Origin of the sequence: Algoriphagus aquimarinus, from assembly GCF_007997215.1 — a bacterium.
Classification (GTDB): domain Bacteria; phylum Bacteroidota; class Bacteroidia; order Cytophagales; family Cyclobacteriaceae; genus Algoriphagus; species Algoriphagus aquimarinus_A.
This window is the reverse complement of sequence record NZ_VORW01000022.1, coordinates 48086-71424: the sequence shown is the minus strand read 5'-3', so window position 1 is coordinate 71424 and position 23339 is coordinate 48086. Positions and strand designations below refer to the sequence as shown.

Below are 23339 nucleotides of genomic sequence, written 5' to 3'. Positions count from 1 at the left end.
TGATCCAAATAAACTGGGTGTAATAAGCACCACAATGGCTAAGTATTGTTCCTATGAAAAAAGAAAAAAAAGATCAAATTATCAGGAGGATCTCAGAACAATCTATTCTTAAGTTAACGCCAATGCCCTACAGGACGAATAAACATATCACCCATTTTTCTGCTACAGACGAGACGTTCCTACGGAACGAGCACTGCCAATCCCTAGGCAAAAGTCAAACAAAATTCTCCCAGCGGGACAACTCGGTATTATCAGATATTTGCCCCACTTTTCTTCTGCTCCATTGCATCTTTCACTGAAAAAATTAACGTGCTTAACACTGGCAAGAAAGCACAAAAGGGAAAGTCGTTGACTTTCCCTTTTGTGTAGACTATATCTCTTACAGTGTTTATGTATTCGTATGATTATCAACAGAAATACGAGTATTGAGATTAAATGGTCTCAAACTGGAAAATCCCCCTAGCCCCCTTTAAAAAAAGGGGAATCGCCAAATATGAACCTCAACCATCTCAGTAGCAAAACTTGAATAATCATTTATCCAATTAGCTATTCATTAATTCCTCAATCTCCTCAGCTTCTACTGGGATGTTGCGCATCAGATCAAAATAACCCTTGCCTTCTTGAATCACTATGTTATTCTCAAGTCTAATTCCAAGTCCTTCTTCCTGAATATAGATTCCAGGTTCTACCGTAAACACCATGCCTGGCATGATCGGCCCGTGCATAGTTCCTACGTCATGCACATCCAGTCCCAAATGATGAGAAGTGCCATGCATGAAATACTTTTTGTACGCTGGCCAAGCAGGGTCTTGGTTTTTTATATCGGTCTGATCAATTAAGCCTAAGCCCACTAATTCACTTTGCATAATCAGCCCAACTTCTTTGTGGTAATCCTGAATGTTAGTGCCAATTCTCAATATTTGCGAAGCTTCCTTCTGTACGCGTAACACAGCATCATACACCGCACGCTGTCTCTCCGTAAATCTTCCGCTCACTGGAATAGTACGTGTCATATCCGCATTGTAATTACCATATTCAGCTCCCACATCCATGAGTAGCATTTCGCCAGCTAGACACTCTTTGTGATTTTCAATGTAATGAAGCACACAAGCAGACGCTCCAGAAGCAATAATAGGCTCGTAGGCGAAACCTTTGCTTCGATTCCTAACAAACTCATGTAGGTATTCTGCCTCGATTTCATATTCCGTCACTCCAGGCTTGACGAAGGACAAGATTCTTCTAAAACCTTTCTCAGTAATATCACAAGCAATCTGAAGCTGTTCGATCTCTTCCTTTTCTTTCACTCCTCTCAACTCATGCATGATAGGAGCAGCGCGATGATAAGTATGAAGAGGGAATTTCCCTTTACACTCCTTGATGAATCGGGCATCCTGAGTCTCTACCACTACTCCAGCACGCAAATGCTCATTGGTATTAAGGTAGATATTGCAGCAAAGTGCCATTACGGTATTGAAGACCTGATCAAAATTGGCTAGCCACTGTATGTTTTTAATCCCAGAAGTAGCTTCCGCTTCTTCCTTGGTGTACTTATGTCCTTCCCAAATAGCTATGTGCTCATTGGTTTCACGAAGGAAAAGCACTTCACGCATATGAGGATTAGGACAATCCGGAGCCAACAATAAAATGGTCTCTTCCTGATCTATTCCGGTGAGATAGAATAAATCATTATTCTGCCGAAAGCGCATAGTCCCGTCAGCATTAGTTGGCATGATGTCATTAGAATTGAAAATCGCTACGCTACTTTCTGTGAGCTTGTAGCAAAATTTCTCACGATTCTTGATGTAAAGTGAACTAGAAAGAGGTTGATATTTCATCTGTTTATAATTGTTTTTCAATGGTCATATGGAATCTCGCTATTACTTTACTCACCACGGGAAGGACGTCGTAAGTCAGGCTCGATTTCATGAGTTTTTTCCGCTTCTGAAATGGAAAGTTACTAATTCTACTGCGAAAATATGGTTAGAAATTCATCTGGAACTAATTTCCTGCTTTACTTTGTATATTACCGAAAGGGTAAATTAAAGCATGGAATTAAACATCAAAGAACTTAGTAACGGCATTCGGATAGTCCATCAGGAAGTTACCCATACCAGACTAGTTCACTGCGGATTTATATTAGACATAGGAAGTAGAGATGAGACCAAAGAGCAAGAAGGTTTAGCTCATTTTTGGGAACATATGGCCTTCAAAGGCACCAAAAAGCGCAAAACCTTCCATATACTTAATCGCTTGGAATCGCTGGGCGGAGAACTAAATGCCTACACTACCAAAGAGAAAGTATGCTTCTACGCGTCTACTTTAAAAGAACATTATAACAAAGCCGCTGAACTACTCTTTGACATTACATTTAACAGTACTTTCCCGGAAAAACAGATTGAAAAGGAGCGCCAAGTCATCCTAGAAGAGATGGCCATGTACCGTGATTCTCCTGATGATGCTATTCAGGATGAGCTGGATGAGTTGGTCTTTGAAAATCATGCTTTGGGCAGGAATATCCTGGGAACCGAACAGACAGTTGGAAGCTTTACTCAACAGGATTTCTTCGACTTTATCTCTACCCGCTTAGACACCTCCAGATTGATATTTTCTGTGGTTGGAAACATTTCCTTCCAGAAAGTACTCCGAGGAATAGAAGGTCCTTTATCTCAAATTCAGAGCAAAAGAAGTCTGTATGTGAGGAGTGATTTCAGTAATTACACTCCAAAGGTAAAAATCCAGGAACGGGATGTAAGCCAGTCACTTTGTGCAATTGGCCGACCAGCGTTCTCACTTTACGACCCAAACCGCTTCAAACTTTTCCTTCTAAACAACATCTTAGGAGGCCCTAGCATGAACAGCAGACTGAATCTCATGCTTCGCGAAAAACATGGCTATGTATACAGTATTGAGTCAAACTACCATCCTTTTTCGGATATTGGATTCTTTGGGATTTACTTTGGTACGGAAGGAAAAACCCTGCAAAAGGCTCAATCACTCGTGCTCAAAGAAATGAGTAAAATGGTTAGTAAAAAACTTGGAACTGTGCAGCTACACATGGCAAAAGAGCAGGCAATAGGTCAGATGGCGATGGCTGAGGAGAATTACTCTGCCCTCATGCTGGTATATGGAAAAAGCCTCCTTGACCACGGAAAAGTAGATCCCTTGGAAAATATATTTAATCAGATTAGAAATACTACTGCAGAAGAACTTCAGGAAATAGCACAGGAAATGTTCAATCCAGACATGCTTACGTTCTTGACATATAAGCCCCAATAACCATGGAATTCATAGACCCTGCACTTTTAACTTATTGCGAAGAACACAGCAGCGAAGAGGATAATTTGCTCAAAAAAATCACCCGTGAAACTCAGGCAAAAGTCATGATGCCACGCATGATCTCTGGACATTTGCAGGGAAAAATGCTGGAGCTTTTTACCAAAATGCAAAACCCAAAAACAATTTTGGAAATCGGTACCTATACTGGATACTCTGGGATTTGCATGGCAAGAGGCTTGGACAAAGGCGGAAAATTAATCACGCTGGACATCAATGACGAGCTGGAAACGATGGTAAGAGGGTTTTTCGAAGAAAGTGGACTCGCAGATCAAATAGATTACAGACTTGGCAATGCATTGGAAATCATCCCTACGCTATCTGGTCCATTCGATATGGTCTTTATAGATGCAGACAAAAGCAACTATGCGAAGTATTACGAACTGGTGATAGACAAAATGAATCCTGGAGGGATTATTCTAGCAGATAATGTGCTTTGGTCGGGTAAAATTCTGGTAGAAGAAGGAAAAAAAATCGACAAGGACACGCAAGCTATTTTGGACTTTAACTCCATGATTCAAAACGATCCAAGGGTAGAAAATGCCCTTCTTCCCATACGTGATGGCGTGATGATGGCAAGAAAAATCTAAGAGAAAAGAAAAGGGGAATCATTTTTGCTAAAATGAGGCTGCAACGAACGATGAAAGCCTTTTTCGAATGAAAACCAACAGTATCACTTACCTCCTTTTCATCTTAACACTTTTTTTAAGCCAAAATTTATTGGCGCAAATCCCGCAGGTTCCTGCAGAATTGGAGTTTGCAGATATAGTAGTAAGAATCAATCCTCAAGCTCGCCGGGAAATCCAACTTGATGTGGATGCCCAATATCGTAATCCTAGCTATTTCAAAGTAAAGCAAGATCGCGTCAATCTATACATGCCGATTATTGAGAGAGAACTGAAGAACTCTGGAGTTCCTACAGATCTCAAATATCTGGTAATCCAAGAAAGTGGTTTGATAGGAGATGCTGTTTCCACTTCCAATGCTGTGGGGTTTTGGCAGTTCAAGCAGGGTACAGCGGATGAAGTTTTTCTACGTGTAGACAACCAAATCGATGAGCGAAAAAACATCGTCTCTTCTACTAAAGGTGCTGCACTCTATTTGAAAAAGCACAATAACACTTTTGACAATTGGATGTGCGCCTTAGTGTCTTACCAGATGGGTTTAGGCGGAGCTAAAGCCTATTTCGGCACCCAATACAATGGAAAACAAGTCGTAGATGTAGATAGAAATACGCATTGGTATTTCAAGAAATTTTTAGCGCATAAAGTAGCATTTGGAAGCCAGACAACTATGCTGACTAGCAATGGGCAGTATATGATGGAAGAGCGTGTGCAGGGACCAACTACACTTGCTGCATTGGCAAAAAAATACGGTGTAACAGAGAAGCATTTAGAAGAATACAACCTTTGGACAAAAAACGGTAAAATTCCTGGGGATAGAGCCTATACCGTGGTGTATGTAAAAGACGGTTCGCTTCCAATTCAGCCAGCCATCATCACAGAATCGCAACCAAAAACAACCAACACTACCACAACAACAGCAAGTAACTCTCCTGTCTACAAGCAAGCGAATTCATTCCCAAGAATTGGCGGAAATACTACAAAAGCTTCACAGGCAGATCAAATCACTGTGAACAACCTAGATGGAGTTCAAGCGGCTCAAACAACCACGCAAAGCACCTTCTCTGACCGAGTTGGCGTGAAAGAAAATAAACTCAGAAGGCTAAATGATTTGGATAAAGGAGAGCGAATAGAAGCAGGCGAATATTACTATACAGAGAAAAAGAATGCCAGTGCTGAAGTCGCAACACACATCGTAAGACCGGGTGAGACGCTTTGGAGTATATCTCAAAAATACGGCATGAAGCTATCCTCCTTGAAGTCCAAAAACAGAATCAGAAAAGACAACGAACTGAAAGCTGGAATGGTACTGAACCTTCAAGAGCATAGAAAGCGTGGTGAGGAAATTCCAAGAGTTGCTCTTACTGCGCCAGCACCAGCTAGACAGGCAGTGGTCACTCCGACTCCTAGCCCAACAGTTAGTCAGCAGCCTACATCTACTGCTACCCAAAACAATACTTCTGTATCATCTCCTACTAGGCTTACGCACACAGTATCTACGGGAGATACGCTCTTCAATATTAGTAAAAGATACGGCGTGAGTGTCAATCAATTGAAGGATTGGAACAATATCGGAACTCAAAACATCATATCCATTGGGCAGAAATTGGTTATCTTTCGTCCCTGATCTGTAATCCCCTAAGCTTTTTAAATGTCAAAGTATCTCCTGATTTACGGATTATTCCTACTATGCTTTAGCCACTCTCTTCAGGCTCAGGATAGGCAGTATATTCCCGACACTGTACTGATTAATGGCGACACGCTATTGATGCTTGGAGACTCACTTATTATTAATGAGCCTGTCAAAGAGATCTTTTGGAAAACAGGTGGAAACTACAATCTTAACATTCAACAAGTCACTTTGTCCAATTGGGCTGCTGGTGGGTCCAGTACATTTGCATTGACTTCAGGTCTGACGCTTTTTGCCAATTACAAGAAAGAGAAAAAAGTTTGGGATACCCAGTTGACTTTCAGCATGGGATTCAACCGTCAAGACAACAGAGACTACAAAACTCGAAAGACTAACGATAATTTCCATTTTGTAAGTAATTACGGGCGAGAACTCTCGGAATTCTTCTACTTGTCTACTCAATTGGACGCCAGAGCTCAGCTCCTGGCTGGTTACAAATATTCAAGACCATCAGGAAGTGACGTGGAAGTTCGAACGCGGATTTCAAACTTGCTCTCTCCAGGTTATGTACAGTCTTCGACGGGTCTGAACTACCGAAAAACCTATAAAGACAAAAGTAAGATTTCGGTAATCCTATCCCCTTTCACGGGTAGATTCACTATAGTGCTGGACGATTCTCTAAGCAGAGTTGGTGCATTCGGTGTAACACCTGGAGAAAATGTACGTGCCGAGGCTGGAGTCTCGCTCGCTGCCTCGGTGACAGACATTCAACTGATGAACAATATCACGTGGAAGTCTGATATCAACTTGTTCTCAAATTATGAGGTATTTGGAAACATGGTAGTCAACTTCAATTCTGTGATCAGAATGAAAGTAAACAAATTCATATCCACACGGATTGAGACTGTTATGATCTATGATGAGAATGTATTTATCAAACAAGATGACGGCACATCCAGGCAAGCCGTACAGCTACAGAATCTCGTCAACTTTGGGATATCCTTGGATTTTTAGAAATCGGTCTCCAAGCCAAATCTCCGCTGGAATTCCCCCAACGCAGCATGCTTCTCCTTTAAAAAATTGAATTTATCAGTGCTAGTATAGAGCTTATTGCGTTCTGACTCTAATTCCTCCTTAAGCTCCAGTTCAATCTTAAAATGATTAACATTGCCGATTTCCCGGATAATTCTGATTAATTCAGGCTTCATCTTTAGCGCAAGTTCTTCCTGCACATGGCCCATTACTTCTAGCATGACAATGCCATTTTTCATTTTAATGGACTGCCCAATAATTGCCACTTCCATGCTTTTACCAAGCTTTTGAAAGTGCTCTATCACTTGAGTAAAAACCTCATCTACTATCTGTTGAGTGAGATCTCTCCCCTCTACTTTCACTTCGACTACTTCCTCACTTACCTTACTTTTGGCATTCTGCAATTCATCTTTAGCCTTTTGATCAGCCAATTGCTTGGTATGCCCTAGATTTTTGGGAATAGAAATAGTCTTCTGCAAAGAACTAGGCTTGGCAGCACCGGAAGAAGTAGGAAGAGGAATTGATTCTTTAGTGGGCTCAGGAACTGACTGTGTCAGGCTTTTTTTTTTGCATCCTCAGCAGCCATCATAGATAGACGAAATGCCTGTGGAAGCTTAGCCATTTTCATCAATGCCAATTCCACATGCAAACGCTGATTCTTAGACGTTTTGTAGTGGATATCGCATTTATTTGCGATGTTCAAAGCAGAAAGCAAAAATGAAGCAGAAGCAGCTTCCGTCTGTTGTAAATAGCGCTCCTTCGCTGTTTCGGACACTTCTATCAACTCTACAGTTGCAGGATCTTTAGCAACTAATAAATCTCTAAAATGCTCGCAAAGACCTACGATGAAATTGTGTCCATCGAATCCTTTCTTCAGGATCTCATCAAAAATCAATAAGACTTGTGAAAGGTTCTCAGAAACTAAGGCATCTACTACTTTGAAATAATAATCGTAATCAAGGATATGAAGATTCCCAATGGTCTCATGATAGGTGACTTTTTTTCCTGCAGAATAGGTCACAATCAAATCAAACATCGATAAGGCATCCCGCAGCGCACCATCTGCTTTGGTAGCGATCAATCTTAGCGCTTCCTCTTCATAATCCACTGTTTCTTTCTCCGCGATGTACTGTAGATGTGTCGAAATATCTTTGATCTGAATTCTATTGAAATCAAAAATCTGACAGCGAGAAAGAATAGTAGGAATGATTTTATGCTTTTCTGTAGTCGCCAAAATAAAAATGGCATACTTGGGAGGTTCTTCCAAAGTCTTCAAAAAAGCATTGAAGGCCTGATTGGAAAGCATGTGAACCTCATCAATAATATAAACTTTGTACTGCCCTTTTTGCGGAGCATAGCGTACTTGATCGACTAGATTACGGATATCGTCTACGGAGTTGTTCGAAGCAGCATCGAGTTCATAGATATTGAAAGAACTGTTATTTTGGAAAGAGACGCAGGATTCACATTTACCGCAAGCCTCGAAATCAGCCTGAAGATCCTCACAGTTGATTGTCTTCGCAAGAATACGGGCACAGGTAGTCTTACCCACCCCACGTGGACCGCAAAACAAAAAAGCCTGAGCTAAATGGTTGTTTTTTATGGCATTCTGAAGCGTGGTGGTAATATGCTGCTGCCCTACTACGCTTTTGAAATCTGCCGGTCTGTATTTTCTTGCCGAAACGACGAAATTTTCCATCACCGCAAGATATAAAAAACTCTATACTCAGGAAGCCCTAAAAATGGCTATTTCAGACAATTTTCTCTAATTCTTTGATTTACAAACCTATGAGAATTCAAATTTTTACCCGTTTCCTCCAAAGCAGAAAACTATTCTTCAACGGAACCAAAATTCTATTACTTTTGTCTTCCTAATTCAAATGGGGCTGACCGGTTTTGACAGTAAGTGTAAAGATCGGGCTCGCATGCAGGCTGGAGTATGTATGGCCTTAAAAAATTCATACGCACTATAAATGGCGAAGAATCTTACGCTATGGCTGCCTAATCTTACCTTAACAGGAAAGAAAGCTTAAAGGGTTGAGTTGCGAGAGCAATTCCCCAGCCACATCCCTCCGCCCCCCGTCCTTTCGGGGTGGATCCCGGGATGTCGACTTGATTGGAATGCGGCTTGTGATGCTATTAAGCAGGTCTAAGACAAATAGCTAAGTCGGAACTAGGTGTGTCACCCAGCATATTTCGATCGAAAACCTAACAGGTGACTAAGCATGTAGACGGTACGTTGTTTCCTTATCTGGACGCGAGTTCGAATCTCGCCAGCTCCACAACTTTAGTTAATAAAGCCCTATAGAATAATATTTCATAGGGCTTTATTTTTACTACTTCACTACCCTTCAAATTTCAGCTCTGAATGGTCATATTGAATTATTTTCAATAAAACAGCCCTATCATTGAGAATATTTAACCAAAAGCGCTTGACTATCATAGAAGTCTTATATAAATTTGTGCCCAAATGGCAACGTATTTAGTCAGGTTCCTTTTATCTCTAAGTATTCTCATATCAAGTGGGTATAGCGCAATCTATGCCAGCATTGATAGTGACAATGCTATTGATAGCTATGGGGCTTCATTTGAGACTACTGTTGGAGTCAACAATACGCGCCAGCATCCCTTATCTTATTCTGCAGCCAAGGAACATGGCAGTGATATCTTTACCGTCAATAACTCCAAGATTGAAGAGGAAGACGATGACTTTGTTACAAGCAGTCATTTTTTAGATTATCATTACTTAAGTGCGCTGTATTTCACTCGCATTTTTGGATTTTTATTTCAAGACTTACCAGAAGACTTGCATTTCAGCAAGTTTGTACCTAATACTAGAACACTTCGATTGCACGTAGTAATACAAGTGTTTAGAATATAATACCCTTTTTTGAGGCAAATCTTTCTTTTGTCTAACCTCCGCTTATTTATTTTATAGCCCTAAAACCATTAGCGTCAAGCTATTAGGGCTCCGTGTATTTGCTATACACAAACACCCAAAATCACCTGGAAAAATTCTTGTTTTTAAAAATCAACCTATGAAAAATCGAATTTTCATGCTCTTGAGCCTGTGCGGCACTTTGTGGATCGCAAGTTGTAACTCACACGGAGAAGAGCATAAGGAAAGTGAAACCACATTTCTGGTCACTAGCCCTTTGACAATGGACACATTAATCACCAAAGATTATGTCTCTCAAATACATTCCATCCAGCACATTGAGCTGCGTGCACAGGAAAGAGGTTATCTGCAAAAGATCTATGTAGATGAAGGCCAACTTGTGAAAAAAGGCCAGCTAATGTTCAAAATCATGCCTAAGCTTTACGAAGCAGAACAACAAAGTGCCAAAGCAGAAGTAGATTTTGCTACGATCGAATATCAAAACACAAAAACACTTGCAGATAGAAATATTGTGGCTCCTAACGAGCTAGCAATGGCTAAAGCCAAATTGGCTAAAGCAACTGCTGAACTGGCATTAGCCGAAGTTCACTTACAGTTTACTGAGATCCGAGCTCCATTTGACGGGATTATCGGTCGGTTCCACGTAAGAGAAGGAAGTTTACTGGATGAAGGGGATTTACTGTCTGAATTTTCAGATAACAGCAAAATGTGGGTTTACTACAATGTTCCTGAAGCAGAATATCTAGAATACAAAGCTAAAGTGGCGAGCAATGACGATGTCATTGTCCATCTTCTAATGGCAAACAATAAGTATTTCGCTTACCAGGGAGTTGTAGAAACCATCGTAGCTGATTTCAATAATGAAACTGGTAACATCGCCTTTAGAGCTACTTTCCCAAACCCAGATGGTCTATTAAGACATGGTGAAACGGGTAACATTGAAATGAGAATCCCGCTTAAGAATGCCTTATTGATCCCTCAAAAAGCAACGTTTGAAGTGCTTGATAAAAAGTACGTCTACGTAGTGGATGAAGAAAATAAAATTCGCTCAAGAGAAGTCACCATCGTAGCAGAGATTCCACACATTTTTGTGATTTCAGAAGGTATAAAGGAGACCGACAAAATCCTTCTTGAAGGTCTACGTCTGGTAAGAGAGAATGAGGAGATTCATTATGAATTCGTCCAGCCTCACACAGCATTGTCTCAGTTAGACTTATATGCAGAGTAGTCCATTCTCTCATAAAAACCAGAAGCAATAATGTTTAGCACATTCATAAAAAGACCAGTCCTAGCGATTGTCATTTCGATCATTATAGTATTTATAGGCTCGTTATCTATTAACCAGCTGCCTATATCTCAGTTCCCTCCGATTGCCCCTACTACAGTAAGTATTTTCATAGCCTATCCTGGATCAAGTGCAGATGTACTTGTGAAGTCCACTTTGATTACGTTGGAAAACGCCATCAATGGTGTGCAGGATATGAGATACATGGCAACGGATGCTACCAGTGCGGGTGAAGCCACGATTAACATCATCTTCGAACCCGGCACGGATCCCAATCAGGCAGTAATTCGTGTCAAGACCAGGGTGGATCAGGTGATGCCACTCCTCCCAGAGCTTGTACAGCGTGAAGGTGTAGTTATTACACCTATACAGCCTAGTATGTTGATGTATGTCAACCTGTATTCAACGAGCGAAAACATGGATGAAAAATTCCTGTATAATTACGCTAACGTGAATATGATCCCTGAAATCAACCGGATCAAAGGTGTCGCGAGATCTCAAATATTAGGTAGCCGTACTTACGCAATGCGTGTTTGGTTAAATCCTGATCGTATGCGTGCATACAACATCTCTGTAGATGAGGTGATGGAAGCCATGAAAGAACAGAGTATTGTAGGCCGACCAGGTAGAATAGGCCAAAGCTCTGGTATTGAAGCTCAATCTCTAGAATATGTATTGACCTATAAAGGACGATTCAGTAAGGCTGAGGAATACGACAACATAATTATCCGTGCAAATTCTGAAGGTGAAAGTGTTCACTTAAAGGATATTGCTAAGACTGAATTGGGTAGTGAATTCTTTGATATTTACTCCAATCTGGACGGTAAGCCATCTGCTGCAATTGTATTGAAGCAAAACTATGGTAGTAATGCAAGTGACGTAATTGCCGAAGTAAAAGCGGAGCTGGAAATAATGAAAGCTTCTTTCCCTCCGGGAATGGATTACAATATCAGTTATGATGTTTCCCGATTCTTGGATGCGTCTACCGAGCAGGTGATCCATACGCTACGGGATGCATTTATCCTCGTAGCCTTAGTTGTGTTTATCTTCTTAGGGGATTGGCGATCAACTTTGATCCCAATTATAGCAGTTCCGGTATCTCTAATTGGAGCATTCTTCGTCCTTCAGATGTTTGGCCTCTCCATCAACATCATTACGCTATTTGCACTGGTACTAGCTATTGGTATTGTGGTCGATGATGCGATTGTGGTAGTGGAAGCTGTACACGCCAAGATGGAGGAAATGCCTCACTTGACACCGTACCAAGCAGTAAAAAGAGTACTTGGTGAAATCTCCGGTGCGATCATCGCGATCACTGCAGTAATGGTATCAGTATTCTTACCGATCTCATTTATGAGTGGACCGGTAGGGACATTCTACCGTCAGTTCTCTATTACTATGGCAAGTTCGATTGTGATTTCAGCAATTATTGCCCTGACTCTGACTCCGGTACTTTGTGCCATGTTATTGAAAAATAACCATGGAAAAGAGAAGAAGAAAAACATCCTGACGAAGGCGCTAGATGGCTTCAATAGAGGGTTTGACAAGCTTACAGGAAAATATGTAGGCTTACTTCGATCAATGGTTAGCAGAAAATGGCTCACATGGGCTATTCTATTGCTTTTCGGAGCAGGTATTGTATTTGAAAATCAAATTCTACCAGCTGGATTTATCCCAAGTGAAGATCAGGGAACAATCTACGCCATTATCCAAACACCTCCGGGTTCTACGCTAGAGCGAACTAACCAGGTTTCTCAGAAGCTTCAGAAAATATGTGAAGAGATCGACGGAGTAGAGTCTGTTTCCTCTCTAGCAGGTTATGAGATTATGACCGAAGGTCGTGGTTCTAATGCCGGTACTTGTTTGATCAACCTTAAGCCATGGGGCGATCGTAAGCATACGGTGAAAGAGATCATGGAAGAACTGGAAGAAGAATCAAAAGGACTTGGAGCTGTTGTCGAATTCTTCGAACCGCCAGCAATTCCAGGTTTTGGTTCATCAGGAGGTTTCTCCTTGAGGTTACTGGACAAGACTACAACTACTGATTACCAGGAGTTTGATAAGATCAACAAGAAATTCATGGATGATCTTGGTGCACGTAAAGAATTATCAGGCCTTTTCACCTTCTTCGCCGCCAATTATCCTCAGTACGAGCTGGAGATTGACAACGACAAGGCGATGCAGAAAGGTGTTTCTATAGGAACAGCAATGGAGAGCCTTAACATTCTAATCGGAAGTACTTATGAGCAAGGTTTCATTCGATTTGGTCGATTCTTCAAAGTATATGTGCAGTCAGATCCTGCATTCAGAAGACTCCCTTCAGATGTCTTGAATCTATTTGTGAAAAACGAGGCTGGAGAAATGGTTCCTTACTCAGCTTTCATGACTATGAAGAAAACTCAGGGACCAAATGAGGTTACTCGTTTCAACATGTACAATTCAGCATCTATCCGTGGTCTTCCTGGCCCTGGATTCACTACAGCTGATGCGATTCAGGCGATTAGAGAGGTATCCGCGCAAACATTACCTAAGGGCTATGACATTGCGTGGGAAGGCTTATCATACGATGAATCAAATAGAGGTAATGAAGCTCTTTATGTATTCCTCATAGTATTGGTGTTCGTGTACTTTGTACTCGCTGCGCAATATGAAAGCTTTATCATTCCGCTCGCCGTAGTATTCTCGCTTCCAGCAGGGGTATTCGGATCTTTCTTCTTACTGAAGTTGATGGGACTGGACAATGATATTTATGCTCAGATTGGTCTCATCATGCTCGTCGGTCTGTTGGGTAAAAACGCCGTGCTGATTGTAGAATTTGCAGTGCAGAAACGTCAGGAAGGGTTAAGTATTCTAGAGGCAGCTATCGAAGGTGCAAGAGTACGTTTCCGCCCAATCCTAATGACATCTTTTGCATTTATTGCAGGTTTGATTCCTTTGATTGTAGCATCAGGCGCTGGAGCTATTGGTAATCACACCATTGGTGCATCAGCACTTGGAGGCATGCTATTCGGAACCATTTTCGGGGTGATTATTGTCCCAGGCTTGTACTACATATTCGGTAGTATGGCTGATGGCCGTCACTTGATTAAAAATGAAGATGAAACTCCATTATCCGAACAAAAACACCACTCCCATGCTTAAGAGAATCATATATATATGCTTAGGAGCAACGGCTATCACACTAGCAGTGTCTGGTTGCAAAACTCCCGAGCTAATACAAAAAAACGTAAATGACGCAGTACCTGAGAGCTATCAGAATAGCTCTCAGGATTCTACAAATACAGCGGCAGACGTAGTATGGAAGGATTATTTTTCCGACCCATACCTGAAAGCTCTGATTGACACTGCCTTGAGCAATAATCAGGAGTTGAATATTACATTGCAGGAAATTCAGATTGCCCAAAATGAAATAAGAGTCCGCAAAGGCGAGATTCTACCTTCTGTTGGTCTGGGTGCTGCAGCCGGCGTAGACAAAGTGGGTAGATATACAAGTCAGGGTGCGAATGATGCAAATACTGACATCAAACCAGGCAAAGAAATGCCTGACCCACTGCAAGATTACATGCTGGGAGCCTACGCTACTTGGGAAGTGGATATTTGGCACAAACTGCGAAATGCTAAAAAGTCTGCGATGACCAGATATTTGGCCAGTGTGGAAGGCAAAAACTTCATGGTGACCAATCTGATTTCAGAGATTGCCAACTCCTATTATGAGTTGCTGGCCCTCGATAATCAACTTGCTATCGTTAAGCAAAACATTGAGATTCAAAACAATGCTTACGAGATAGTGAAATATCAAAAGCAAGCTGCACGGGTGACCGAATTGGCAGTACGCAGATTTGAAGCACAGGTACTCAATACTAAGAGCCTTCAATTTGGCATACAGCAGAATATCATAGAAATCGAGAACAGAATCAACTTCCTAGTAGGTAGATTCCCACAGAAGGTGGAGAGGGACGCAAATGCATTTGGAGATCTAATTCCAGAAACAATCCAAGCAGGTATCCCTTCTCAACTATTGGCAAACAGACCTGATATCAGACAAGCTGAACTAGAGTTAGCGGCTTCTAAGATTGACATCAATGTAGCCAAAGCTGACTTCTACCCTTCTTTGGAGATCAAAGCAGGTCTTGGTTTCAATGCTTTTAACCCAAGCTACATCTTCACTTCTCCTGAGTCGCTCATCTATTCACTGACAGGTGAGCTAATTGCTCCTCTAATCAATAGAAATGCGATAAAAGCGAGGTACTTGATGGCTAACGCGAAGCAGATTCAGGCAATTTACAACTATGAGCAAACCATCTTGAATGCTTATATAGAGGTTGCAAATCAGCTTTCAAATATCAGCAACTTGGAAAAAACCTATGACTTGAAGTCTCAGGAAGTACAAGCTCTTACTCAATCAGTTGACATTTCTAATGAGCTTTTCAATTCTGCAAGAGCAGATTACATGGAAGTTCTATTGACTCAAAGAGATGCACTGGAATCTAGATTCGACTTGATCGAAACTAGGATGAAACAAATGAATGCCAAGGTCAATATTTACCAAGCCCTTGGTGGCGGTTGGAAATAATTTGGTTGATTAAAGGTTGAACGTCTATCCATGTAATGGCATGGATAGCATTGTCGAAAGTCCCTCCAAGCGTTTGGAGGGACTTTTTTAATCTCCCAAAATCCTGACAAGCTCTTCATTAACGAACAAGACACAAATAACATGTTCATATTATTTATTAAAATGGACATGTTGCTATTATATGTCCAGAAAATAGGTGCACAACTAGTACATGTCCAATTTTTTAATAAAAATGGACATGTACTCAAACCCTGTCCAGAAATAGTAGCTTTTCTTAGTATATGTTCACTTGACGAGCTAAAAATGAACAGGTTTTTTAAACTGAGGAGCACAGTAGATCAGCAGGACCACTTGGCGTTAGACAGGCTCACTAGCCAAGGATTACATTGAGGGCACAATTTAATTAAGATGGCATCTCGACTGCGCTCGATAGACCATCCGACAGAAGTCTGCCAAAATCAGACTGGCTATAAAAACTATCCCCGTCCTTCTAAACCACACAAACCCGGTGGCCGAGAAATGTCGAGGCCCATTATATTTTAACCTTATTCCAACAAATAAAAAGATTTTCAGCTCGATAACTCAACCCGTGAAATAAGCATCCAGCTCAGCGAGCATCGCCGATCTATCTCTCAGGTCATTGATGATCTTGCCTTTCTCAAGTAGTACGATGCGATCACAAATCTCCGTGACATGATTCAGGTCATGACTGGAAATCAAAAAGGTAACCTGAGAGGTTTCTTTTTCTTGAAGGATCAATTTCTTCAAACGGATCTGAGAACTAGGATCCAAATTCTCAAACGGCTCATCCAAGAAAACAACTTCCTGATTGCCCATCAATGCAGCGGCAATTCCCACTTTCTTGAGATTACCTTTGGACAGATCACGGATGTATTTCTTTTTACCAACAATCTCATCGTTAAAAAACTCAGTAAACTTTCCAAGATGCAGATGCAAATCAGCTTCCGATAGCCCATAGATTTTGCGCAGCGTCTGGAAATACTCATCAGCAGTCAGGTACGACAATAGCATGTGCTCATCCAGATAAGCTCCTGTGGTTCTCTTCCAATCTTCCGATTTACTTACATCCCTAGAATCGATTTCCACCTTTCCTTCGGTAGCCCGAACAAGGTCAAGCATAATCCTAAACAAGGTTGTTTTTCCAGCACCATTATTCCCCACCAATCCAAAGCACTCTGATTTCGGTATGTCTAGTCTCGCCATATCTAGGACGACAGCTTCTTTATATTGCTTTTTTAAATCAGTTACTTGAATCATAATTCTTGACGGAATTAAGATGAAATTTCATATCGGTTTTTTAAAACGCGATTAATATTAATAGTTGAAAGCTTATTAAAGAAAATAATTCCTATAACACCTACTGTGCCTATCGCTGCCAATCCAGCATAGAAATTAAACAGCATCGCACATGGTAAATAAATCAGATATGGTGCGACCATCATAGGTATAATCATAAGAAACTGAGCTGCTCCACAAAAAGACCTCTCTAAATCAACGGAGAGTTTTTTTTGTTTTTACCATAATTCTTATTTCTTTGGTTAACAAATTCACCTTCCTCCATGTTCATCATTTTACGTGCAAACAAGCTTAATTCGAGTCATATCATGGTGAAAATGCTACCTCTTCTTTTTTTAGTTCTATTAGGTTGCAATATTATTCCGCCAGAACCGTCTGATTATACTGTGGAAGAGGTAAGCGTGATTGGAGGGCCTAATCAAAGTTTCCAAGACAGTGTTGGACTTTTGCTTGTGGTCAGAGGCCTCCCTCCCACCAACAAATGGGATATGATTTGGGAAGTCAATGGTCAAGTGGTGTTTACAGAGGAGGTAACCGGAAAGGCAGGAAGGATCTCATCTCTTCAGAAATTCAAAGGGAGTCAGCCAGGAGAATACATTTTTAAAGGTTGCATCTTATCCAAGACAATAAGGGTCTGTGACGATGTGACTTTTTTCCTACGGTGACTATTCCAAATCCGTTTATCCTGTAAAATAAGCATCCAACTCAGCGAGCATCGCCGATTTATCCCTCAGATCATTGATAATCTTTCCTTTCTCTAAAAGCACTATTCGATCACAGATCTCTGTCACGTGTGTAAGGTCATGACTGGAAATCAAAAAAGTAACTTGAGACGCTTCTTTTACTTGAAGGATCAATTTCTTTAACCGTATCTGAGAACTGGGATCCAAATTCTCAAACGGCTCATCCAAAAACACTACCTCAGGATCTCCCATAAGCGCTGCTGCGATACCCACCTTCTTCAAATTACCTTTTGACAGATCGCGGATGTATTTCTTTTTGCCAACAATCTCATCGTTAAAAAACTCAGTAAACTTTCCAAGATGCAGATGCAAATCAGCTTCCGATAGACCATAGATTTTGCGCAGCGTCTGGAAATACTCATCAGCAGTCAGGTACGACAATAGCATGTGCTCATCCAAGTAAGCGCCTGTGGTTCTCTTCCAATCTTCCGATTTACTTACATCCCTAGAATCGATTTCCACCTTTCCATGAGTAGCACGAACAAGGTCGAGCATAATTCGAAACAAGGTCGTTTTTCCAGCACCATTATTCCCCACCAATCCAAAGCACTCAGACTTTGGGATTTCAAGACGCTCCACATCTAGGACAACTGCTTCTTTATATTGTTTTTTCAGGTTAGTAACTTGAATCATAACTCTTGACGGAATGAAGATGAAATTTCGTATCGGTTTTTTAAAACCCGATTAATATTAATAGTAGACAGCTTATTAAAGAATATAATCCCTACAACGCCAACTATGCCTAAGGCTGCTAATCCTGCATAGAAATTGAAGAACATAGCAAATGGCAAGTAAACCACGTAGGGAGCCACCATCATCGGGATAATCATGAGAAACTGCGCAGCTCCTACACCTTCGTAGTTGAACATTGCCCCCTTATTCAAATCCATTGGCTTTGGCTTCCAAAGTGCCAAGTAAATGATCAAATGGATCATTATTCCAGCATTAAACAGGAAGGTAGCAAGGTGAATCAGTAGGAATGACCAACCGAAATAGACATAGGGAATTGATAACAAAAAGCAGAGTAAAGAGATGGATAACAGCAAGAGATATTTACCCCTTACCAAATTTTTTACTCCGTCTTTTCGACCCAAGAAAAAGTCAAAATATCCAGAGTTCCAGCTTAAGAAAAGCTGACCGTACTGAATCATAAATATCCCAGTAATAAAGATCCCAACGAAAATAAAGATGTTCCGCATCGGCCCCTCCTGATAAGCTGGATTATCATAGAAAATGGTTCCATACAGCAAGAACAAAGCACTAAGCATTAAGAAGGTTCTACTTTTTTTGTGGCGAATAATCAGCTTCCACTCCAAATTTGCCAACTCCCCTGCCATTCCAAACTTGGAAAAGAATCCTACCGATTGATTAACAAATCGAACCTCTTCTTCCTCAGCCAAATCTTCCAGATAGGCGTTATTTAGGTAGTAGGAAAATGCCATATAATAGCCGGCACTACACAGGACAAACATGATTGCCAGTGGAATAAAGCTTGTCATAGCAAAATTGAAGAATGGAGCGACTAGTTCACCCAAATTAAACCAACCCATATAGGCAGATCCCAAACCCAAAAGGAGAACAATGAGCACAATAACTACTCCGATCAGGCTATCCTCAAAGCGCTGCTTGAACCACAGCATAAACCAATGCAAAGTCCAGCTGATAAACAGGATAGTTCCTAACCAGAAAATTGCACCGGACACTCCATATTGAGTGGAGATCTCAGAGAATGCAAACGGAGTGAAAAGAATTAAAGCGATGATGCTTAAAGGAGAGAAAAAGGACCTTCCCAGTAGCATATGCATAATCTTCCTCTTTGAAATAGGCAGATGCAATAGACTTTCCAACTCAATTACTGGAAGCTTCTGGAGAAAATACCGATACATAAATTCGACTAGAAAGAAGAAAATCAAACCTGAATTCAGTACTTGAATAGGATCTTGTCCTTCAGCAAGTTGCTCTATAATTCTGGTCAGAAATAAGCCCGCAATCAATAAATACCCCAAAAGCATAATGGCCAAAAAACCAAGGAAAATGGCAACCATCACGCTTTTTGCAAAGGCCGTGGATCGGAAACTTTTCAGAAATTCCAATCGGATCAATTCAAATAACATACAATCTCAAAAGTAAGTAGGGTCTAATTTCAACTCAAAATATAGGGAATCTTAGAGTATTTATTGAAATTGGGCTTGAGAAACATGAAGAAACAGAGCTCCTCATATTTAACGGAGGCAAGATTAAATACTCTACTAAAATGCTACAGCCCCCTTTAGGAACATACAATGCGACCAAGCTAATCTAATGTAAAAACTATGTGTGCTATTTTTTCTATGTGGTAAAAAACCTCTATTCAGTTACACATTGCTTTACAAATTCTTCAACACTTTTATATATCAACCCTTTATATCTCAAAGCAAATGGATCTTTGCTAACTTCAATCGGTTCTGGCAATTCTTTAATCCCAGCTTTTTCAAGAGCTTTTGAGACCCAAGAAATATATTCACTTGGCCCTGAAATGTCAAATTTTAAACTTTCAATTTTAGATTCAATCCTCCCCTTTTCTATACTAAATCGAAAACTCTCACCCGGCAATAATTGATTGATTCGACCAGAAATCACCAAATCTTCAGGCAAACCTGAAATCAGTGGCGTTCCACAATTCAGCAACCAAAATCTGTCGGCAGTTTCCAAAGCAATCTCTAAATCATGAGTCACCACAAGAATTGACTTCCCCTGACTTTTTGAGATTTCCCGAAGCAAATGCATGATTTCATAGCGATTCACAAGGTCCAAATGTGCAGTCGGTTCATCTAATACCATCACCTTCCCATCCTGAGCCAGCGCTCTGGCGATCAATGCTTTTTGTCGCTGTCCATCACTAATTTCGGAAAGTCTCTCATCACGCAAATACGCTGTTTTCGTAGCCTCTAGCGCATTATTAACTATTTCTAGGTCACTGCCTTCCAACTTTCCTGTCCAACTTGTGTGTGGTATTCTCCCCATCGCTACCAGTTGTCCAACAGTCATATTTCCTGGTAAAAATGGCTCAGTCAACACAACCGAAAGTTCTTTGGCCAGCATTTCATTAGAGTAAGTTGAAATAGGCTTTCCTCTCAGCAAAACATCTCCTTCAAAGGGTTTCAACTGTCCCAAAATAGCCTTTACTAATGTTGATTTACCAACACCATTTGGCCCAAGCAAACAGCACATTTCACCTTCAAAAAGCTCAAAGTTCAATCCGCTCAGAATCCCCTTCTGAACTTTGCCTTTGGCGTAGCCCAAGGTCAAATTTGTACCGGTTATTGATGCTTCTTTCATAGCCTAGAATTCTTTGCTGAAGTTTTTGCGCAGCACCAAACTGATCACTATAGGAGCTCCAACGAGTGAAGTCACTGCATTGATCGGCAATGTCTGAGCGGAACCAGGAAGCTGACCAACTGCATCGCACAAGAGTAACAAACTCGCTCCTATCAGAGCCGTTGCGGGAAAGAGGATTCGATGATCCGAAGTTTTCCAGACCATCCTAGCCAAATGTGGTACGGCAATCCCAATAAATGCAATCGGCCCACAAAAAGCAGTGATACTCCCTGCCAATAATCCTGTACTGAGAATCATCAACCAACGCAAGCGATCAGGATTGATCCCCATACTTTTCGCATAGCTTTCTCCCAAAAGCATCCCATTATAAGATTTCACGGAGGCAATCACGGGAATAATCCCAATAGAAATCACCAGCCCCAGCACCCACACCTGATCCCAAACCAAGCCGCCCAAACTGCCCATTGACCAAATGGTAAAAAGTTTCAATGCTTCCGCTCCAGAGAAATAAGAAAGAACAGAAATAATCGCCGACACGGCCGAGCCAAACATCAATCCTACGATCAAAAGTGTCATGCTATCCTTGACTTTCCATGCAGCTAAACTTACTGTAAGTAAGACTAAACTTGCGCCCAACGTTCCGGCGATAGCAATCGCCCAGGGATTGATAGCTCCTCCAAAAGTAGCCAAACCAAACGCTGAACCAGCTAACATCAAGATTGCAACTCCTAACCCAGCACCCGAACTAATTCCTAGCACGAAAGGCCCAGCGAGGGGATTTCTGAAAAAAGTTTGCATCTGAAGTCCGCTAATGCTAAGTCCAATTCCTGCCAAAATCGCAACAAGAGCTTTTGGAAATCTATAATTCAAAATAATCTGCTCTCGTGAAGCTTTTGTCCAATCACCGGTGAAGATCCCAGACAGGATCTCGCTTGGGGAAATAGACACGGATCCTAAGCTGACGTTGACCAGAAAGCTCAAAACCAGTAGAATCAGCGCAGCTAAAAGGAGAAGGATTGGCTTAGTTGTTTTCATCGAGTTGTTGATAAAAATACAACTCATATCCTGGAAGTAAGTTCGGATGGAGGATTTTGATCAGATCTTTTAGGATCAAATCCGGCCGCATATAGCCCAACTCAAAGTATTCCAATCCTCCTGCTCTACCTCGCTTCTGGGTATAAGAGAATACATTCCCTGACTTGAAAGCTTTGAAAGTCTTATATCTAGGCTCAGCATTACCCATGGTTTGTAAGTCTGGAAAATCAGCCGAACCTATCCAAAAATCGGCTTGTAGTGCATTTTCAAGTACGAATTCATAATTCAACTGCGTGCTTCCAGTTCCTTTCTGATCTGAGAAAATATAGTTTCCTCCAGCATTTTGAAGGATTTTCGCACCCCAGCTTTCACTTCCTGGCGCATACCAAATATCCTGATAAAGCACTCCGCTTAGCACCGTTGGCCGAAGAGAGTCAATGATTGCATCACTCAATTTCTCCGCTTCCAAATAGTCTTTTTCCACCTGCTCAAAAGCAAGGTTAGCTTCCTCGTATTTCCCTAAAAGCACGCCCGTAAACTTGATCCATTCAGCTCTTCCGAGCGGATGCTGCTCCACATATTCCCCGTTGATTACTGCAGGAATTTCAGCTTGCGCCAGCAAATCCAAGTACTTCAGATCATCTCCCAGCGTAGAAATCATGATCCAATCAGGCGCCAAATCAATGACCATTTCTGTATTTGCCGAAGGCCCTGCTCCCAAATCCTCCACCTTTTCAGCATCAATTTGCTTCCAGGTTTTGTCCGAAGAAATCAAATTCAGATTTGGGAAACCAATTAACTTTTCATTGGCATTTAGCATATCCAAATGGGGGATATGCGTGGTCGAAGTCATGATGATTTTCTCTACTGGAAGCTGAATAATTGCATCGAAATTTCCTGCTGGTTTTTCGGCATTTTCTTCCAGTACTAAATATTTGAAAACTCTATCTGCTCCTAACCAAGCCTGAGTAACTTCCAACTCCCAAAAATCATTTCCCCGAGAAATAGTATATCCCGAAGCATAGCTTAAGCCTATTTTTTCCAGTTCCTGCGTGTCATCAATTTTTCTTTCACTACATCTTGAAAATGAACAGCTTACTATCAAAAAAAAGGAAGTAATTAAGAGATTGAATCGTAGGTTTTTCACAAAATTTCTTGCTGATATGGAATACCAAAATAAGCGCGGGTTTTCGCCACTTCCAAAATTTGTCTGTAAACAGATTTTTTTTCTAAACTTTCCCGATCTACTTTTGCAGCCGAAATAGGTTCCCAATCTCGTACCAGAGCTCTTGGGATTAAAAGGGAATTTGGTGTAAAACCAAAGCTGTCCCCGCAACTGTAAGCCGAGCGGATTTTTCCGCAAATAATTTGTCAAAAATGCCATTGTTCCGAAACGAATTCGGAGTGAGAAGGCGGCAAATTAAGGTGAGCCAGGAGACCTGCCCATTTCTGTTGATTCTGTGCTTTCGGAGGAAAGGCTACGAAGAATGTACCAGAGCCGATAAATCGGCTTCGATCCCTTCTTCCTATTTCTCTTCAAGCCCGAATCGA

18 protein-coding genes, 1 other RNA gene, 1 pseudogene and 1 riboswitch are annotated in these 23339 nt (G+C 41.2%); of the genes and pseudogenes, 10 read left to right on the top strand and 10 right to left on the bottom strand.

The window, feature by feature from the left end; genetic code table 11:
- Positions 1 to 542: 542 nt before the first annotated feature.
- Entirely contained in the window at positions 543 to 1835 is a 1293-nt protein-coding gene (locus ESV85_RS19515; RefSeq protein WP_146920609.1) for an aminopeptidase P family protein, read from the bottom strand.
- A 211-nt stretch (positions 1836 to 2046) separates the two neighbouring features.
- Between ESV85_RS19515 and ESV85_RS19510 the strand changes: the two genes are divergently transcribed.
- The 4 genes from ESV85_RS19510 to ESV85_RS19495 all read left to right on the top strand — a co-directional run bounded on the left by ESV85_RS19510 (position 2047) and on the right by ESV85_RS19495 (position 6600).
- Positions 2047 to 3276 (top strand): M16 family metallopeptidase, encoded by a 1230-nt coding sequence (locus tag ESV85_RS19510; RefSeq protein ID WP_146920607.1) that lies wholly within the window; start codon positions 2047 to 2049, stop codon positions 3274 to 3276.
- A 2-nt stretch (positions 3277 to 3278) separates the two neighbouring features.
- Positions 3279 to 3923 carry an O-methyltransferase gene (locus ESV85_RS19505; protein WP_146920605.1) on the top strand — a complete coding sequence of 215 codons (645 nt, stop codon included), beginning with the start codon at positions 3279 to 3281 and terminating at the stop codon, positions 3921 to 3923.
- Positions 3924 to 3990: 67 nt separating this feature from the next.
- Entirely contained in the window at positions 3991 to 5583 is a 1593-nt protein-coding gene (locus ESV85_RS19500) for a lytic transglycosylase domain-containing protein (protein WP_146920604.1), read from the top strand.
- Positions 5584 to 5607: 24 nt separating this feature from the next.
- A complete protein-coding gene (locus tag ESV85_RS19495) occupies positions 5608 to 6600 on the top strand; it encodes a DUF3078 domain-containing protein (RefSeq protein ID WP_146920602.1) in 993 nt (330 codons plus the stop codon).
- Here ESV85_RS19495 and ESV85_RS19490 read toward each other — a convergent pair.
- Together ESV85_RS19490 and ESV85_RS19485 are read right to left on the bottom strand one after the other, a co-directional pair.
- The gene (locus tag ESV85_RS19490; RefSeq protein ID WP_146920600.1) at positions 6597 to 7097 is read right to left on the bottom strand and encodes a hypothetical protein; all 501 of its coding nucleotides are present in this window, start codon (positions 7095 to 7097) and stop codon (positions 6597 to 6599) included. The two genes, ESV85_RS19495 and ESV85_RS19490, sit on opposite strands and share 4 nt — an antisense overlap.
- Before the next feature lie 74 nt (positions 7098 to 7171).
- Entirely contained in the window at positions 7172 to 8317 is a 1146-nt protein-coding gene (locus ESV85_RS19485; protein ID WP_146920598.1) for a DNA polymerase III subunit gamma/tau, read from the bottom strand.
- A gap of 183 nt (positions 8318 to 8500) precedes the next feature.
- Here ESV85_RS19485 and ssrA point away from each other — a divergent pair.
- The 5 genes from ssrA (at position 8501) to ESV85_RS19460 (ending at position 15375) form a co-directional block, all read left to right on the top strand.
- Positions 8501 to 8903, top strand: a transfer-messenger RNA (tmRNA) gene (ssrA, locus tag ESV85_RS19480).
- A 185-nt stretch (positions 8904 to 9088) separates the two neighbouring features.
- On the top strand, positions 9089 to 9499 hold the full coding sequence (locus ESV85_RS19475) for a hypothetical protein (RefSeq protein ID WP_146920596.1): 411 nt from the start codon (positions 9089 to 9091) through the stop codon (positions 9497 to 9499).
- 157 nt (positions 9500 to 9656) lie between these two features.
- Positions 9657 to 10745 carry an efflux RND transporter periplasmic adaptor subunit gene (locus tag ESV85_RS19470; RefSeq protein WP_146920594.1) on the top strand — a complete coding sequence of 363 codons (1089 nt, stop codon included), beginning with the start codon at positions 9657 to 9659 and terminating at the stop codon, positions 10743 to 10745.
- A gap of 30 nt (positions 10746 to 10775) precedes the next feature.
- Positions 10776 to 13943, top strand: coding sequence for an efflux RND transporter permease subunit (locus ESV85_RS19465; RefSeq protein ID WP_146920592.1), 3168 nt, complete (start codon positions 10776 to 10778; stop codon positions 13941 to 13943).
- On the top strand, positions 13936 to 15375 hold the full coding sequence (locus ESV85_RS19460) for a TolC family protein (RefSeq protein WP_146920615.1): 1440 nt from the start codon (positions 13936 to 13938) through the stop codon (positions 15373 to 15375). Before ESV85_RS19465 ends, ESV85_RS19460 begins: the two co-directional genes overlap by 8 nt.
- Before the next feature lie 582 nt (positions 15376 to 15957).
- Here the strand turns inward: ESV85_RS19460 and ESV85_RS19455 are convergent.
- The gene (locus ESV85_RS19455) at positions 15958 to 16653 is read right to left on the bottom strand and encodes an ABC transporter ATP-binding protein (protein WP_146920591.1); all 696 of its coding nucleotides are present in this window, start codon (positions 16651 to 16653) and stop codon (positions 15958 to 15960) included.
- 14 nt (positions 16654 to 16667) lie between these two features.
- Positions 16668 to 16859: pseudogene (locus ESV85_RS22585) on the bottom strand (DUF5687 family protein); the annotation flags it as partial.
- Positions 16860 to 16955: 96 nt separating this feature from the next.
- Here ESV85_RS22585 and ESV85_RS19450 point away from each other — a divergent pair.
- Entirely contained in the window at positions 16956 to 17357 is a 402-nt protein-coding gene (locus ESV85_RS19450) for a hypothetical protein (protein WP_146920589.1), read from the top strand.
- Positions 17358 to 17372: 15 nt separating this feature from the next.
- Here ESV85_RS19450 and ESV85_RS19445 read toward each other — a convergent pair whose 3' ends face one another.
- The 5 genes from ESV85_RS19445 to ESV85_RS19425 all read right to left on the bottom strand — a co-directional run bounded on the left by ESV85_RS19445 (position 17373) and on the right by ESV85_RS19425 (position 22935).
- A complete protein-coding gene (locus ESV85_RS19445) occupies positions 17373 to 18068 on the bottom strand; it encodes an ABC transporter ATP-binding protein (protein WP_146920587.1) in 696 nt (231 codons plus the stop codon).
- Positions 18065 to 19549: a DUF5687 family protein gene (locus tag ESV85_RS19440; protein ID WP_146920585.1), complete on the bottom strand. Its 1485-nt coding sequence runs from the start codon at positions 19547 to 19549 to the stop codon at positions 18065 to 18067. The genes ESV85_RS19445 and ESV85_RS19440 overlap by 4 nt, the downstream gene beginning before the upstream one ends.
- 232 nt (positions 19550 to 19781) lie before the next feature.
- Positions 19782 to 20753 carry an ABC transporter ATP-binding protein gene (locus ESV85_RS19435; protein WP_146920583.1) on the bottom strand — a complete coding sequence of 324 codons (972 nt, stop codon included), beginning with the start codon at positions 20751 to 20753 and terminating at the stop codon, positions 19782 to 19784.
- Between the two features lie 3 nt (positions 20754 to 20756).
- Entirely contained in the window at positions 20757 to 21788 is a 1032-nt protein-coding gene (locus tag ESV85_RS19430) for an iron ABC transporter permease (RefSeq protein ID WP_146920582.1), read from the bottom strand.
- On the bottom strand, positions 21775 to 22935 hold the full coding sequence (locus ESV85_RS19425) for an ABC transporter substrate-binding protein (RefSeq protein ID WP_223276051.1): 1161 nt from the start codon (positions 22933 to 22935) through the stop codon (positions 21775 to 21777). The genes ESV85_RS19430 and ESV85_RS19425 overlap by 14 nt, the downstream gene beginning before the upstream one ends.
- A 99-nt stretch (positions 22936 to 23034) precedes the next feature.
- A riboswitch (cobalamin riboswitch) is annotated at positions 23035 to 23250 on the top strand.
- Positions 23251 to 23339: the final 89 nt, after the last annotated feature.

Excerpts from the sequence above, each read along its gene's own strand:
- ESV85_RS19515 (WP_146920609.1), bottom strand. The coding sequence starts at position 1,835 with ATGAAATATCAACCTCTTTCTAGTTCACTTTACATCAAGAATCGTGAG.
- ESV85_RS19510 (WP_146920607.1), top strand. The coding sequence starts at position 2,047 with ATGGAATTAAACATCAAAGAACTTAGTAACGGCATTCGGATAGTCCAT.
- ESV85_RS19505 (WP_146920605.1), top strand. The coding sequence starts at position 3,279 with ATGGAATTCATAGACCCTGCACTTTTAACTTATTGCGAAGAACACAGC.
- ESV85_RS19500 (WP_146920604.1), top strand. The coding sequence starts at position 3,991 with ATGAAAACCAACAGTATCACTTACCTCCTTTTCATCTTAACACTTTTT.
- ESV85_RS19495 (WP_146920602.1), top strand. The coding sequence starts at position 5,608 with ATGTCAAAGTATCTCCTGATTTACGGATTATTCCTACTATGCTTTAGC.
- ESV85_RS19485 (WP_146920598.1), bottom strand. The coding sequence starts at position 8,317 with ATGGAAAATTTCGTCGTTTCGGCAAGAAAATACAGACCGGCAGATTTC.
- ESV85_RS19475 (WP_146920596.1), top strand. The coding sequence starts at position 9,089 with ATGGCAACGTATTTAGTCAGGTTCCTTTTATCTCTAAGTATTCTCATA.
- ESV85_RS19470 (WP_146920594.1), top strand. The coding sequence starts at position 9,657 with ATGAAAAATCGAATTTTCATGCTCTTGAGCCTGTGCGGCACTTTGTGG.
- ESV85_RS19465 (WP_146920592.1), top strand. The coding sequence starts at position 10,776 with ATGTTTAGCACATTCATAAAAAGACCAGTCCTAGCGATTGTCATTTCG.
- ESV85_RS19460 (WP_146920615.1), top strand. The coding sequence starts at position 13,936 with ATGCTTAAGAGAATCATATATATATGCTTAGGAGCAACGGCTATCACA.
- ESV85_RS19455 (WP_146920591.1), bottom strand. The coding sequence starts at position 16,653 with ATGATTCAAGTAACTGATTTAAAAAAGCAATATAAAGAAGCTGTCGTC.
- ESV85_RS19450 (WP_146920589.1), top strand. The coding sequence starts at position 16,956 with ATGTTCATCATTTTACGTGCAAACAAGCTTAATTCGAGTCATATCATG.
- ESV85_RS19445 (WP_146920587.1), bottom strand. The coding sequence starts at position 18,068 with ATGATTCAAGTTACTAACCTGAAAAAACAATATAAAGAAGCAGTTGTC.
- ESV85_RS19440 (WP_146920585.1), bottom strand. The coding sequence starts at position 19,549 with ATGTTATTTGAATTGATCCGATTGGAATTTCTGAAAAGTTTCCGATCC.
- ESV85_RS19435 (WP_146920583.1), bottom strand. The coding sequence starts at position 20,753 with ATGAAAGAAGCATCAATAACCGGTACAAATTTGACCTTGGGCTACGCC.
- ESV85_RS19430 (WP_146920582.1), bottom strand. The coding sequence starts at position 21,788 with ATGAAAACAACTAAGCCAATCCTTCTCCTTTTAGCTGCGCTGATTCTA.